At 36.6% G+C, this 15,305-nt stretch carries 12 protein-coding genes; all 12 read left to right on the plus strand.

Going from position 1 to position 15,305, the window contains the following annotated elements; genetic code table 11:
- Positions 1 to 75: 75 nt before the first annotated feature.
- The 12 genes from U860_RS0106105 (at position 76) to sigE (ending at position 15,092) form a co-directional block, all read left to right on the plus strand.
- Entirely contained in the window at positions 76 to 1,992 is a 1,917-nt protein-coding gene (locus tag U860_RS0106105) for a stage V sporulation protein D (protein ID WP_025147780.1), read from the plus strand.
- Between the two features lie 211 nt (positions 1,993 to 2,203).
- Positions 2,204 to 3,679: a UDP-N-acetylmuramoyl-L-alanyl-D-glutamate--2,6-diaminopimelate ligase gene (locus U860_RS0106110; protein WP_025147781.1), complete on the plus strand. Its 1,476-nt coding sequence runs from the start codon at positions 2,204 to 2,206 to the stop codon at positions 3,677 to 3,679.
- Positions 3,680 to 3,701: 22 nt separating this feature from the next.
- Positions 3,702 to 4,676: a phospho-N-acetylmuramoyl-pentapeptide-transferase gene (gene mraY, locus U860_RS0106115; RefSeq protein WP_025147782.1), complete on the plus strand. Its 975-nt coding sequence runs from the start codon at positions 3,702 to 3,704 to the stop codon at positions 4,674 to 4,676.
- Entirely contained in the window at positions 4,677 to 6,029 is a 1,353-nt protein-coding gene (gene murD / locus U860_RS0106120; RefSeq protein WP_025147783.1) for a UDP-N-acetylmuramoyl-L-alanine--D-glutamate ligase, read from the plus strand.
- Positions 6,030 to 6,119: 90 nt separating this feature from the next.
- A complete protein-coding gene (gene spoVE / locus U860_RS0106125; protein WP_025147784.1) occupies positions 6,120 to 7,211 on the plus strand; it encodes a stage V sporulation protein E in 1,092 nt (363 codons plus the stop codon).
- 102 nt (positions 7,212 to 7,313) lie between these two features.
- Entirely contained in the window at positions 7,314 to 8,408 is a 1,095-nt protein-coding gene (murG, locus tag U860_RS0106130; RefSeq protein ID WP_025147785.1) for an undecaprenyldiphospho-muramoylpentapeptide beta-N-acetylglucosaminyltransferase, read from the plus strand.
- Positions 8,409 to 8,468: 60 nt separating this feature from the next.
- The gene (gene murB / locus U860_RS0106135) at positions 8,469 to 9,374 is read left to right on the plus strand and encodes a UDP-N-acetylmuramate dehydrogenase (RefSeq protein WP_025147786.1); all 906 of its coding nucleotides are present in this window, start codon (positions 8,469 to 8,471) and stop codon (positions 9,372 to 9,374) included.
- 98 nt (positions 9,375 to 9,472) lie between these two features.
- Positions 9,473 to 10,243, plus strand: coding sequence for a cell division protein DivIB (gene divIB, locus U860_RS0106140; protein ID WP_002173155.1), 771 nt, complete (start codon positions 9,473 to 9,475; stop codon positions 10,241 to 10,243).
- A gap of 401 nt (positions 10,244 to 10,644) precedes the next feature.
- A complete protein-coding gene (gene ftsA, locus U860_RS0106150; RefSeq protein WP_025147787.1) occupies positions 10,645 to 11,946 on the plus strand; it encodes a cell division protein FtsA in 1,302 nt (433 codons plus the stop codon).
- A gap of 39 nt (positions 11,947 to 11,985) precedes the next feature.
- Entirely contained in the window at positions 11,986 to 13,140 is a 1,155-nt protein-coding gene (ftsZ, locus tag U860_RS0106155; RefSeq protein ID WP_025147788.1) for a cell division protein FtsZ, read from the plus strand.
- Positions 13,141 to 13,435: 295 nt separating this feature from the next.
- The gene (gene spoIIGA, locus U860_RS0106160) at positions 13,436 to 14,353 is read left to right on the plus strand and encodes a sigma-E processing peptidase SpoIIGA (protein ID WP_025147789.1); all 918 of its coding nucleotides are present in this window, start codon (positions 13,436 to 13,438) and stop codon (positions 14,351 to 14,353) included.
- Between the two features lie 19 nt (positions 14,354 to 14,372).
- Positions 14,373 to 15,092 (plus strand): RNA polymerase sporulation sigma factor SigE, encoded by a 720-nt coding sequence (gene sigE, locus U860_RS0106165; protein WP_000976947.1) that lies wholly within the window; start codon positions 14,373 to 14,375, stop codon positions 15,090 to 15,092.
- Positions 15,093 to 15,305: the final 213 nt, after the last annotated feature.

Here is a 15,305-nt window from a genome sequence, read left to right on the forward strand (position 1 = left end):
TAGGGAAGAAGTTCTAATTAAATAGGTACAAGCATATATTGGAACAAGCTAGGCGTAAGGGAGGCTTGTTCCAATATGCGTGTATCAAATGTAACGGTTAGAAAACGACTTATTTTTATACTTATATCGGGTATACTCATTTTCACCATCATCGATATTCGACTTGGATATGTGCAATTTTTTCTTGGGAATATGTTAACGGATCGTGCGAAAGATTCATGGAGTCGTAATATTACTTTTGAACCAGAGCGAGGGAAAATTTTAGATCGAAATGGTGTGGAACTTGCTACGAATAAAAGTGCACCGACCGTCTTTGTTGTGCCGAGGCAAATTGAAAAACCAGCAGAGACTGCAGAGAAGTTAGCTGCAGTATTAGGTGTGGAAAAAGATGATATTTATAAGCGGATTACAAAAAAAGAGTCGATTGTAAGGCTTGATAAAGGCGGAAGGAAAATATCGCATGAAAAAGCGAAAGAAGTACGAGGGTTAAGCTTAAAGGGTGTTTATATCGCAGAGGATTCCATCCGGTACTATCCATTTGGTAACTTTTTATCACACGTATTAGGATTTGCGGGCAGTGATAATCAAGGGCTTATGGGACTAGAGAAATATTATGACAAAGAGCTAAATGGTGATAAAGGTCATGTGCGATTTTTTGCAGATGCGAAAGGGCAGAGAATGCCTAACGTTGGTGATGATTTTAAAAAACCAGAAGCCGGATTGAATTTAGGATTAACAATTGATTCACGTATTACAAGGATTATGGAAAGAGAAATGAATATTGCGGAATCTACGTATAATCCAGACGGTATGATAGCAATTGCGATGAATCCGAAAAATGGTGAAATTTTAGGTATGTCCAGTCGACCAAGTTTTGATCCAGCAGACTTTCAAAGTGTTTCTCCGGAAGTATATAACAGAAACTTACCTGTATGGAGTACGTATGAGCCTGGGTCAACATTTAAGATTATTACATTAGCCGCAGCCTTGAATGAAAATTTAGTAGACTTAGAGAAAGATACGTTTTATGATGATGGAGCAGCTGAAGTTGGTGGAGCTAGGTTGCGATGTTGGAAAGCTGGAGGTCATGGTAGCCAAACGTTTTTAGAGGTAGTTCAAAACTCTTGTAACCCGGGATTTATTGAACTCGGTGATCGTCTTGGTAAAGACCGATTGTTTAAATACATTCGCAATTTCGGATTTGGACAAAAGACCGGAATTGACTTGCAAGGTGAAGGTAGCGGGATTTTATTTAACTTAGATAAAGTTGGTCCAGTCGAGCAAGCAACGACTTCATTCGGGCAAGGTGTTTCGGTTACACCAATTCAACAAGTAGCGGCAGTAGCGGCTGCTGTAAATGGTGGAACTTTGTATCAACCATATATAGCGAAGGAATTTATTGACCCGAAGAATAATCAAGTTGTCAGCAAAAAAACGCCTGTTGCGAAAAGAAAAGTTATTTCCAAGGAAACTTCAGAGAAAGTTCGTTATGCATTAGAGAATGTTGTAGCGAAAGGGTCCGGTAAAGGTGCTTATATTGATGGATATCGTGTAGGTGGAAAAACCGGAACTGCTCAAAAGGTGAAAGATGGAAAATATTTAGATAATAACTATATTGTATCTTTTATCGGTTTTGCTCCAGCAGATGATCCGCAAATTGTTGTTTACGTTGCTGTTGATAATCCGAAAGGAGTCACTCAATTTGGTGGAGTTGTTGCGGCTCCAATTGTTGGGAATATTCTTCGAGATGCACTTCCTGTTATGGGAGTGGAGCCGAGAAAAGAGCAAGTTGAGAAAGAATATAAATGGGGCGATACACCAACTGTGGAAGTTCCAAATTTAATTGGTATGAAGAAGAAAGATTTACAAACACAACTTGTCGATTTGAAGCTTGATATAAGTGGTGATGGAGAGAAAGTAATTAAACAATCACCAGAAGCTGGAGCGAAAGTTAAAGAAGGTTCGAAAATTAGAATTTACTTCGGGAATTAAAGGTAACCGATTGTGTTTTATGGTACAATTGGTGGAAGTGAGTTCTTTTTAGAAGAGTTGCTTTATTTGAGACTACAAGTGTCTCGTTAATAAACAAGTCTATTTATTAGACTGTAGTAGCACTTACCTCCAGTTTTTATATAACTAGGAGGTAACGTGTTACTTACTTAAAATAAGAGATAAATAAACAATGTAGAGAGGGTTTAGTGAAATGAAGTTGCATACACTTGTATCATGTTTGCATGATTTTCCAGTTGTTCCAAAAGAAAATCCAGAAATAACATCTATTGAAGCTGATTCACGTAAAGTGAGAGAGGGAAGCTTATTTGTATGTATGAAAGGATATACGGTTGATAGCCATGACTTTGCTAAGCAAGCAGCCGCACAAGGAGCGGCTGCTATTGTTGCGGAAAGACCAATTGATGTTGACGTTCCAGTTGTACTTGTGAAAAATACTTTTCGTTCGTTAGCGGTTTTAGCTGATTACTTTTATGGCCAACCAACACACAAGTTACATTTAATCGGTATTACAGGTACAAATGGAAAGACAACAACATCGCATATTATGGATGAAATTATGCGCGCACATGGTCATAAAACAGGGCTAATTGGAACGATTAATATGAAAATCGGTGATGAAACATTTGAGGTGAAAAATACAACACCAGATGCACTAACACTTCAACAGACGTTTTCAAAAATGGTTGAACAAGGTGTGGATAGCACAGTAATGGAAGTTTCGTCTCATGCTTTAGATCTTGGTCGTGTACACGGATGTGATTATGATGTTGCGGTATTTACGAATTTAACACAAGATCATTTAGACTATCATAATACGATGGAAGAATATAAACATGCGAAGGGATTGCTTTTTGCGCAGCTTGGCAATAGTTATAATCATAATCGTGAAAAGTACGCTATATTAAACAGCGATGATCCAGTCGCGGAAGAGTATATGAGAAGTACAGCAGCTACGGTCGTTACATACGGTATAGAGGTTTCGAGTGATATTATGGCAAAAGATATCGTTATGACGAGCGGTGGCACGACATTTACACTTGTAACACCGTATGAGAGTGTAAATGTTACGATGAAATTAATTGGTAAGTTCAATGTATACAATGTATTAGCTGCTACAGCAGCGGGGCTTGTTTCAGGCGTGAACTTACAAACAATTATTGATGTAATTAAAAAGCTAGCTGGAGTTCCTGGGCGTTTTGAAGTTGTTGATGGCGGACAGAATTATACAGTTATTGTTGATTATGCACATACACCGGATAGCCTGGAGAACGTACTGAAAACTGCGAAACAGTTCGCAAAAGGTGATGTATATTGTATTGTTGGTTGCGGTGGTGATAGAGATCGGACGAAAAGACCGGTGATGGCAAGTGTCGCAACAAAATATGCAACTCACGCAATCTACACATCAGACAATCCAAGAAGTGAAGATCCAGTGGCTATTTTAGATGATATGATAAACGGTGCAAAAGGGAATAATTATGAAGTAATTGTTGATCGGAAAGAAGCGATACGCTATGCGATTTCGAAAGTGAAAGCAGAAGATATTATTATTATTGCTGGTAAAGGGCATGAAACGTATCAAATTATTGGTAAAGAAGTTCATCATTTTGACGATCGTGAAGTCGCTAAAGAAGCAATCACGGAGCGTTTAAACAACGAAGAGTAACAGCATGAGAGGAGGACTACATGTGCTTGAACAAGGTTTATTAGTAACGGCTGGGGTAGCATTCTTAATTTCTGTTGCCCTTTCGCCATTATTTATTCCATTTTTAAGAAAGTTAAAGTTCGGACAGAGTATTCGTGACGAAGGACCGAAGTCACACCAAAAGAAATCAGGAACACCAACGATGGGTGGTATTGTCATATATGTATCTATGATGGTGACTACGCTTATTATGGCGATTAAATTTAATCATTTAGGTGCAGAAGTATCATTGTTATTATTAGTTACATTCGGGTACGGATTAATCGGATTTTTAGATGACTACATAAAAGTAGTTAAGAAAAGAAATCTTGGTTTAACATCAAAACAAAAATTGATTGGTCAACTTGTAATTGCTATTGCATTCTTTTTAATTGGAAAAGGGCAAGCATTTCACACATATATCATGATTCCTGGAACTGATGTTAAATTCGAACTGGGCTGGGCATATTTTGTTCTTGTATTATTTATGCTTATTGGTGGATCGAATGCGGTTAACTTAACAGATGGTTTAGATGGTTTATTATCAGGGACAGCTGCTATTGCATTCGGAGCATTTAGTATTATTGCTGTAGCTCAAGAACAATTTGGGGTAGCGATTTTCTGTATGGCAGTTGTAGGAGCTGTACTTGGCTTTTTAGTATTCAATGCGAATCCAGCGAAAGTATTTATGGGGGATACGGGTTCTCTAGCTTTAGGTGGTGCAATTGCAGCTGTAGCGATTTTGTTAAAACAAGAATTGCTACTTGTTATTATTGGCGGCGTATTCGTAATGGAAACTTTATCGGTTATTATCCAAGTTATTTCATTCAAAACAACAGGAAAGCGTGTCTTTAAAATGAGTCCATTACATCACCATTATGAATTATGTGGTTGGTCAGAGTGGCGTGTTGTTGTGACGTTTTGGTCTGTAGGATTTTTATTAGCTGTGCTAGGAATTTATATCGGGGTGTGGATGTAATTGAAAACTGTAACTGAATATCAAAATAAAAATGTTCTTGTATTAGGTATTGCTAAAAGTGGTTATGCAGCAGCTACTTTATTACAAAAATTAGGAGCGAACGTTATTGTAAATGATGGGAAACCATTAGCGGGTAATGTGCTTGCAGCTGAGTTACAAGCGAAAGGAATGGATGTTGTGTGTGGTGGACATCCGTTAGAATTGTTGGAGAGAAACATTGCACTTGTCGTAAAAAATCCAGGAATTCCGTATTCTAATCCACTATTAGTGGCAGCGAAAGAAAAACAAATTCCGATTGTAACTGAGGTTGAATTAGCATATCGTATTTCAGCAGCACCGTTTGTTGGGATTACAGGATCTAACGGTAAAACAACAACGACTATGTTAACGTTTGAAATGTTGAAAGAAGGACAAAAGCATCCTGTTATTGCGGGGAATATTGGTACTGTAGCTTGTGAAGTTGCGCAATCCGCGATAGAAAATGAAGTTGTCGTTACAGAACTTTCATCGTTCCAATTGATGGGAGTAGAATCGTTCCAACCAAAAATTGCAGCCTTTTTAAATTTATTTGAGGCTCACTTAGATTATCATGGGACGAAGAAAGAGTATGGTTTAGCGAAAGCAAATATTTTCAAAAACCAAACTGAAACAGATTATAGTGTAATTAATGCAGATGATGCAGATGTGATGGCTTTATCTGCTTATAGTAAGGGTCAAAAAATACTATTCTCGACAACGAAAGAAATTGAAGATGGTGCGTGTATAAAATATAACGCTCTTTATTTTAAAGGTGAAAAAGTTGTTGAAGTAAGTGATATCGTTTTACCTGGTAAGCATAATTTAGAAAATATTTTAGCGGCAATGAGTATTGCTAAATTACTAGGTGTTTCTAATGAAGCAATTATTGCTGTATTAAAACGTTTTACAGGCGTAAAACATCGTTTAGAATATGTAACAACTATTAACAACCGTAAGTTTTATAATGACTCAAAAGCAACGAATATGTTAGCGACTGAGAAAGCTTTATCTGCGTTTACACAACCGATTGTGTTATTAGCAGGCGGGCTTGATCGTGGAAATGAATTTGATGATTTAATTCCGTATTTCAAAAATGTAAAGGCGATTGTAACATTTGGACAAACTGCACCTAAATTAGTAAGAGCGGCAGAAAAAGCGGGATTAGATGTAATTGAAAGTGTCGATACTTTAGTTGAAGCAGTAGTGAAAGCTTATGCTCATTCTACAGATGGCGATGTAATTCTTCTTTCTCCAGCATGTGCAAGCTGGGATCAATTTAAAACATTTGAAGAAAGAGGAGACATTTTTATACAAGCTGTGCATAAACTTATATAAAGTAAATCAAAACATCAGTAGGCTAACACCTACTGATGTTTTGTTACATAGGGCAAAAGTTTCTGCCCAAAGAGGTGGTGTTCATGGGTAATGAAGAAAACGCCTGATTTTATTCTCATCATCGTTACACTTGCGTTGTTAACAATCGGAATGATTATGGTTTATAGTGCGAGTGCGGTTTGGGCCTCTTATAAAATGGGGGATTCATTCTTTTTTGCAAAAAGACAATTGCTGTTTGCAGGTCTTGGTGTAGTGGCTATGTTTTTTATCATGAAAATTGATTATTGGGTGTGGCGTACTTATTCAAAAGTAATTTTGCTAGTTTGCTTCATTCTACTTATTCTCGTTCTTATTCCTGGAGTAGGTCTTGTTCGTGGTGGGGCGCGAAGTTGGATTGGAATCGGGGCATTTTCCATTCAGCCGTCAGAATTTATGAAGTTCGCGATGATTATTTTCCTAGCAAAATTTTTAGCGGAACGACAAAAATTAATTACATCTTTTAAACGTGGTTTACTACCAGCTCTTAGTTTTGTATTTCTTGCTTTCGGGATGATTATGTTACAACCAGACCTTGGTACGGGAACAGTAATGGTTGGGACATGTATTATTATGATTTTTGTTTCGGGAGCGAGGGTCTTTCACTTTGCAATGTTTGGTTTGCTTGGTGTAGCAGGATTTGTAGGGTTAATTGCATCGGCACCATATCGAATGAAGCGGATTACATCTTATTTAGATCCATGGTCAGATCCGCTTGGAAGCGGATTTCAAATTATCCAATCGTTACTCGCAATTGGACCTGGTGGTTTATTTGGGCTTGGACTTGGACAAAGTAGACAAAAATTTCTTTATTTGCCTGAACCACAAACAGATTTTATATTTGCAATCTTATCCGAGGAATTAGGTTTTATTGGCGGTTCATTTGTGTTATTATTATTTAGTCTATTACTATGGCGCGGGATTCGTATAGCATTAGGAGCGCCAGATTTATATGGTACGTTTTTAGCAGTAGGTATTGTGGCGATGATTGCGATTCAAGTAATGATTAATGTTGGTGTTGTAACAGGACTAATGCCTGTTACGGGTATTACTTTGCCGTTTTTAAGTTATGGTGGATCAAGTTTGACCTTAATGTTAATGGCAGTAGGTGTATTATTGAATATAAGTCGCCATTCTCGCTATTAAACCCTGTTTATAAGACAGGGTTTTTCGTATGTTTGTGAAAATACAATATGTATATAGAAATAAATACGATTGAATAAGAACAGGGAAGTGGAGGAATTTGTAGTGCGAGTATTAGTTAGTGGTGGGGGAACTGGAGGACATATTTATCCAGCTCTTGCTTTAATTAGAGAAATAAAAAAATTAAATCCGGAAGCAAGGTTTTTATACATTGGTACGGAAAATGGGTTAGAGAGTACTATCGTACCGAAAGCAGGTATACCGTTTCAATCTATTGTTATCAGTGGATTTAAACGAAAAATATCTCTCGATAATGTAAAAACAGTGATGCGTTTCTTAAAAGGTGTTCAAGATAGTAAACGATATATTCGTCGTTTTAATCCTGATATTGTTATTGGCACTGGTGGATATGTATGTGGTCCAGTTGTTTATGCTGCGGCCAAATTAGGTATTCCAACTATTGTACACGAACAAAATAGTGTACCTGGTGTAACGAATAAATTTTTAAGTCGTTATGTTGATAAAGTTGCTGTTTGTTTTGAAGCAGCTGCAGAGCATTTTCCTGAGTCAAAAGTGGTTATGACAGGTAATCCACGTGCATCAGAAGTAATGGATCAAAATGGAATGAAAGGGAAACGTTCAGTAGGACTATCTCTTCCTAAAAAATCCGTACTTATTTTTGGTGGGAGTCGCGGAGCTAGACCGATTAATGATGCTTTTGTAGAAGCGATTGAACAATTTGGGAATAAAAGTTACGAAGTATTATATGTAACCGGTGAAGTACATTATGATAAAGTTATGGAAGCCGTGAAACAAAAAGGGAATCCGAATAATGTTATTATTAAACCTTTCATTCATAATATGCCGGAGGTACTGACTGGTGTAGATCTTGTTGTTTCAAGAGCAGGAGCTACAACGCTTGCGGAATTAACAGCGTTAGGAAAGCCGAGTGTATTAATTCCAAGTCCGTACGTAACAAATAACCATCAAGAAAAAAATGCACGTTCAGTTGTTGATAAAGGAGCAGCTAAAATGCTACTTGAAAAAGATTTAACATCTGAAACGCTTATTCGTGATATTGATGAAATTTTATTAGATGCACAAACATTACAAAACATGAAACTGGCTGCTAAGCAACTAGGTATTCCAGATGCAGCAAATAAGCTGTATGAAGTAATGAACAAGCTTATTAAAAAATAACATTAGGTGAACGCCCTGCATATTACTGTAATAAGGAGACTTAATATGGGGGAGATTGTTATGGAACAATTAGTAAAAGAGCTTTTAGAAGCAAATGTTGGTCGCGTGTTAGTTAACGAACCGTTAGCGCGTTACACGACTATGAAAATAGGTGGACCAGCTGATATTTTAATTGTGCCAAAGCATGTTGCCGGTATTGAGAAAACGCTAGAGTTAGTAAAGAAATATAAGAAAGAGTGGACTGCAATTGGTCGCGGTTCAAACCTTCTCATATCTGATCAAGGTATAGAAGGTGTCGTTATTCGTTTAGGAGAAGGATTAGACCACTTAGAGGTCGAAAAAAATAGAGTAAGAGTTGGTGGCGGATATCCCCTTATTAAATTGTCAACTTTACTTAGTCGCCAAGGATTAGCTGGATTGGAATTTGCAAGTGGTATTCCAGGAAGTGTTGGTGGTGCAGTGTATATGAATGCAGGGGCTCATAACTCAGAGATATCGAATATATTAACGAAGACTCGTATTTTGTTTGAAAATGGTACAATTGACTGGCTGACGAATAATGAAATGGAATTTTCCTATCGTACATCAGTATTACAAAGGAAACGTCCTGGTATTGTTTTGGAAGCTGAGTTTCAATTACAGGCAGGAGAGCGTGAGGAAATTATAAGTAGCATGCAAAAGAATAAAGATTACCGCCGTGAAACGCAGCCGTGGAATCATCCTTGTGCAGGAAGTATATTTCGAAACCCAATCCCGTATTTTGCAGGAAATTTAATAGAAAAAGCAGGGCTTCGTGGTTATAAAATAGGTGGGGCTCAAATTTCTGAAATGCATGGAAATTTTATTATTAATACTGGGGCTGCATCAGCGCAAGATGTATTAGATTTGATTACATTGATAAAGCATACAATTAAAGATAAATTTGGTGTAGATATGCATACAGAAGTAGAAATCATTGGAAGATAACGGTTATTCGTTCCGCTCATTATCATTTATGTTATAATAAGAAGATAAGAACGGCATGAAGAACATGCCGTTCTTTATGTTACGTAGGGGGATCGCACATGAAAAATAGTAAAGTGATTAAACTACAAGATCGTGTACCAAAATTAAAGAATCAAAAGAAAAAGAATAAAAAACCTGTTAATCATCGTTTAATTTTATACATATCAATTTTATTTTTATTAGTACTCTTTTTAATTTATTTTCGGTCTCCGCTTAGTAATATAAAAAAGATAAGTGTGTTTGGAAATCATTATATGACAGATGAACAAGTTATGAAGGAATCTGGTGTGACCTATGATACAAGTTATTTCCGAGTAACAGCACATAAAGCAGAAGAAAACTTAACGAAACGAAAAGAAATTAAAGCGGTAAATGTAAAAAAACGTTTTCCTAACAAGATTGATGTTCATATTGAAGAATATTTAACGATTGGTTATATAAATAAAGATGGAAAATTACAACCGTTGTTAGAAAATGGGAAAACACTCGATGTACTTCCGAATGGCAAACTTCCTGTTGCAGCACCAATTTTTGAACCTTTTAAAGAGGAGAAAATGAAGGAGTTAATTGCAGAACTAGAAAAATTAACGCCGGCTATTTTAAGGTCTATTTCTGAAATTCGTTATACACCAACGAGTGCAAATGAAGACCATCTTACTTTATATATGAATGAAGGATATGAAGTAAGCACCACTATTCAAAATTTCGCAAAGCGAATGGAAGCCTATCCACTTATTATAAAAACAATTGAACCTGGTAAGAAGGTTTTAATTGACTTAGAAGTAGGCGCATATACGAAGGATTTAGGTGCTGGAGAAAAAAAAGAATAGAATGGTCGTTTTCACGACGTTATTACGGATGAAATGAAACGAATGTTCTTTTATATGCATACTAATTTACGAGAATGCTTCATTTGATGAAAAATATGTAAATTTTCTTAGATTCCTACTAGGATTGGTACAAGTTTCACTTTTCTACAAGTACATCTTAGTGTAGACTTATACTTGGCGGTAAACTTTACGCTTGAAATGGAATTATTTCAAGATAAAGCAGTTATCCACAGTTTACTGCGATATTCTTAAATGAATGTTAAATAAAAATAAGAAAAATATAGGGTTAAAAAAGGGAAACGTATAAAGACGTTGAATATTTTTCTTATAAATAGCAAAGTTGCGATTGTTGTTCCATATATTGAGTTGTATGGTATAAATAAAGAAGGAGGTGCCAAAGAATGAACAGCAATGAAATATATGTTAGTCTTGACATCGGTACATCCAATGTTAAAGTCATCATTGGTGAAATGGTTAATGACAGCTTAAACATTATTGGTGTTGGAAACGTAAAATCAAATGGTTTGAAGAAGGGATCGATAGTTGATATAGACGAGACTGTTCGATCAATTAAAAAAGCAATTGAACAAGCTGAGCGCATGGTGGGGATCCACATTGAGCAAGTTGTAGTAGGTGTCAATGCAAACCAGGTACAGTTGCTCCCTTGTCACGGAGTAGTCGCCGTATCAAATGAAGATCGTGAAATCGGGAATGAAGATGTCTTACGCGTTCTAGATGCAGCACAAGTTGTGTCGATTGCTCCTGAACGTGAATTTATTGATGTGGTACCTCGACAGTTCATTGTAGACGGTCTTGACGAGATTAACGATCCACGCGGGATGATCGGTGTAAGATTAGAAATGGAAGGTACACTTATTACAGGCTCGAGAACTTTACTACATAACCTACTTCGTTGTGTAGAAAAAGCAGGTCTTGAAATTGTTGATATTTGTCTGCAACCTTTAGCTGCTGCGACAGTTGCCTTATCTTCGGATGAAAGAAATAGAGGAGTAGCCCTTGTTGATATTGGTGGAGGATCTACTACGTTATCTATTTTTAAAGATGGAGAGCTGCAAGCAACGAGCGTATTGCCATTAGGTGGAGATCATATAACGAAGGATATAGCGATTGGGCTGAAAACTTCGACAGAAAATGCAGATCAAATTAAGCTGAAATATGGACATGCTTTTTATGATACAGCATCTGAAGAAGAGATGTTTACGGTTCCTATTATGGGAAGCGATCAAACAGAACAATATTCTCAATTGGAATTATCGGATATCATCGAGGCTCGTGTAGAGGAGATTTTAATGTTTGTTCAAGATGAAGTGCGTAAGTTAGGAGTGAAACAAGTAGCTTCTGGATATGTACTAACTGGTGGAATTGCTTCTATGCCAGGTGTTCTTGATCTTGCGTATGATATTTTACATGAAAATGTTCGTATAGCAACTCCTGATTATATTGGTGTTCGTGAGCCTCAATATACAATTGGAGTTGGATTAATTAAACACTCTTATCAAAAAGCTAAATTACGTGGGAAAAATGTGCAGGAAAAGCAAGAGCATTTTGAACCAGTACCAGCGCCAACGCCGGTACAACAGCAACCTGCAAAGCAAAAAACTCGTAATCAAAACAATAATAATCAAAATGATGACCGTATGATGTCAAAAGTAAAACGTGTATTCCGTTATTTATGGGATTAAAATTGGACACGAAAAATGAGGTTCTAGGGGGATTTCGACATGTTAGAGTTTGATACTACTCAAGATCAATTAGCGAATATAAAAGTTATCGGTGTCGGCGGTGGCGGAAACAACGCTGTAAACCGTATGATTGAACACGGTGTACAAGGTGTAGACTTTATCGCTGTGAATACTGATGCACAAGCATTAAATCTATCAAAAGCTGAAACGAAAATGCAAATTGGTGGAAAATTAACGCGTGGACTTGGTGCAGGCGCGAACCCTGAAGTAGGGAAAAAAGCTGCGGAAGAAAGTAAAGAACAGATCCAAGAAGCACTTCGTGGTGCAGATATGGTATTCGTAACTGCTGGTATGGGCGGTGGAACTGGAACTGGTGCAGCTCCAGTTGTTGCTCAAGTTGCAAAAGAACTAGGTGCGTTAACAGTTGGTGTTGTAACACGTCCATTTACTTTTGAAGGACGTAAGCGTGCAACGCAAGCGGCATCTGGTATTGCAGCATTTAAAGAAAATGTAGATACACTTATTGTAATTCCAAACGACCGCCTATTAGAAATTGTTGATAAAAATACGCCAATGTTAGAAGCGTTCCGTGAAGCAGATAACGTGTTACGCCAAGGTGTTCAAGGTATTTCTGATTTAATTGCTACACCAGGTCTTATTAACTTAGACTTTGCAGACGTAAAGACAATTATGTCTAATAGAGGTTCTGCTTTAATGGGTATCGGTTCTGGTAATGGTGAAAATCGTGCTGCTGAAGCTGCGAAAAAAGCAATCTCTAGTCCATTACTAGAAACATCTATTGATGGAGCTCAAGGTGTTATTATGAACATTACGGGTGGAGCAAACTTAAGTTTATATGAAGTGCAAGAAGCGGCAGATATTGTAGCTTCAGCTTCGGATCCAGAAGTAAATATGATCTTCGGTTCTGTAATTAATGAAGGGTTAAAAGATGATATCGTTGTAACTGTAATTGCAACTGGTTTTGATGATAGCATTGCGACTCAACCACCAAAACCAATTATCCGTCCGAATGTGAATCATGCACAACAACAGCAACAACCAGTAGCTCAACCTTCAAAACAGCGTGAAGTAAAACGTGAAATGAAACGTGAAGAGCCGATTGTACATGAGCGTCATACAGATTCAGATGATATCGATATTCCAGCATTTTTACGTAACCGTCGTAGACGATAAAGAAAAGGAGCTTTCATGCTCCTTTTTTTGTTGTCTAAATGCAAAAGACCTGCTAAGCAGGTCTTTTTTTATTACTTGTCAATGGAGACCTTTATATTTTTGTGTACATATAGTTCACTTCATATGTATACAAGTAAGAAATCTATATTATTCTATGAAAAAAATATTTTTATTTATTACCGACAGATTATGTCTAGAAATCACAAAATAACAAAAAAACCCCTCCGCAAATTGACACACTTTCCTAGTGGATATGCATTATACTAGTCTCAACTTAAAAAAAGAGGTGAATTGTTTGGTTGTTTACGCCGACGTTGTTTGGTTGTTAAACGCCTGCATTGATTTTCTTTTACTTTTATTAACAGCTACCGTGTTGAAAAAGAGGATCAAAAGATGGAGGCTAGTGTTAGGGGCATTTATAGGTTCGACCATTGTTATTTTCGCCTTTACTCCCTTTGCTTCTATGATGACACATCCAATTATGAAACTACTGTACTCGTTACTTATTGTGTATACAGCATTTGGGTTTTCAACGTTTAGAAATTATGCACAAACTGTTCTTACTTTTTACTTTGTAACTTTTATGGTTGGCGGAGGATTAATTGGAACTCATTTCTTTTTGCAAACAAATGAAATGGTAAATGGATTAGTTCAAGTGAAATCGATTTCTTATGGAGATCCTGTCAGTTGGTTATTCGTTTTTCTTGGTTTTCCGATTATTTATTATTTCTCCAAGAAACGTATTGAAAGTGTAGAAGTTACAAAAATACATTATGATCAAATTGTAAAGGTAAAGATCCAATTAGCAGAGTATGAATTGGAATTAGACGGTCTAATTGATAGTGGGAACCAACTTCACGATCCTTTAACCAAAACACCTGTTATGATTATGCATATTTCATCATTAGAGCATTGTTTACCAACTTGGTTGACAGCGCAGATCTATTCCAAAACAGAAATCCCTCAAATACCAGAAAATGATTCTGGATGGGCGACAAGGTTGCGTTTAGTTCCTTTTCGGGCAGTAGGGATAGAACATCAATTTTTATGGGCGATTAAGCCAGATAGTGTTCAAGTTTATCACGAAGGAAATGCTGTGGTTGTAAATAAGGTTCTGATTGGGCTAAACACACAGCAACTGTCCACGAATGGAGAGTATCAATGTATTGTACATCCGAAAATGTTGATTTCACAAAAAGTGGTAATCGCTTAATTATGAGAGGCGGGATAATATGATGAAATTGAAATTTTATTTAGTATACCTTTGGTATAAAGTATTATTGAAACTAGGAATTAAGACCGATGAAATTTATTACATAGGTGGAAGTGAAGCACTGCCACCTCCTTTAACGAAAGAAGAAGAGGAAGTTCTTTTGAATAAATTGCCAAAAGGAGATCAAGCGGCGAGGTCACTGCTTATTGAACGTAATTTACGTCTTGTTGTATATATAGCGAGAAAGTTTGAAAATACAGGGATAAATATTGAGGATTTGATAAGTATAGGAACAATCGGCCTTATTAAAGCAGTGAATACATTTAATCCAGAAAAGAAAATAAAATTAGCAACATATGCATCTCGTTGTATAGAAAATGAGATTTTAATGCATTTGCGTCGAAATAATAAAAATCGTTCGGAAGTTTCTTTTGATGAACCACTTAACATAGATTGGGATGGCAATGAATTGTTGTTATCAGATGTTTTAGGTACAGATGATGACATTATTACAAAAGATTTAGAAGCTACTGTAGATCGTCATCTTTTGATGAAAGCATTGCATCAATTAAATGATCGTGAAAAACAAATTATGGAGCTTCGATTTGGGCTCGCTGGTGAAGAAGAAAAGACACAAAAAGACGTGGCGGATATGCTCGGAATTTCGCAGTCTTATATTTCTCGTTTGGAAAAAAGAATTATAAAAAGATTACGAAAAGAATTTAATAAAATGGTGTAAAGAATAAGACCAGCTTTGGTCTTATCCCTGTCAAGTAGACAGTATGAAAAAGACTAAGCAGCCATCGAGATTCGATATTCTATCGGAGCTCGATGGTTGAGTCGTTTTTGGAACCGTTTATAGTTATAAAAGTAAATATATTCTTCAATTGCTTGTATTAAATCTTCTTCTGTTTTAAAATGATTCAAATACAACATCTCCGATTTAAAATGG

Source organism: Bacillus sp. H1a (assembly GCF_000633475.1).
GTDB lineage: Bacteria > Bacillota > Bacilli > Bacillales > Bacillaceae_G > Bacillus_A > Bacillus_A paramycoides.

Bases quoted from the DNA above. Each gene is read 5' to 3' on its own strand.
- U860_RS0106105 (WP_025147780.1), top strand. From the start codon at position 76: ATGCGTGTATCAAATGTAACGGTTAGAAAACGACTTATTTTTATACTT.
- sigE (WP_000976947.1), top strand. From the start codon at position 14,373: ATGATGAAATTGAAATTTTATTTAGTATACCTTTGGTATAAAGTATTA.
- ftsZ (WP_025147788.1), top strand. From the start codon at position 11,986: ATGTTAGAGTTTGATACTACTCAAGATCAATTAGCGAATATAAAAGTT.
- divIB (WP_002173155.1), top strand. From the start codon at position 9,473: ATGAAAAATAGTAAAGTGATTAAACTACAAGATCGTGTACCAAAATTA.
- murB (WP_025147786.1), top strand. From the start codon at position 8,469: ATGGAACAATTAGTAAAAGAGCTTTTAGAAGCAAATGTTGGTCGCGTG.
- U860_RS0106110 (WP_025147781.1), top strand. From the start codon at position 2,204: ATGAAGTTGCATACACTTGTATCATGTTTGCATGATTTTCCAGTTGTT.
- spoVE (WP_025147784.1), top strand. From the start codon at position 6,120: ATGAAGAAAACGCCTGATTTTATTCTCATCATCGTTACACTTGCGTTG.
- ftsA (WP_025147787.1), top strand. From the start codon at position 10,645: ATGAACAGCAATGAAATATATGTTAGTCTTGACATCGGTACATCCAAT.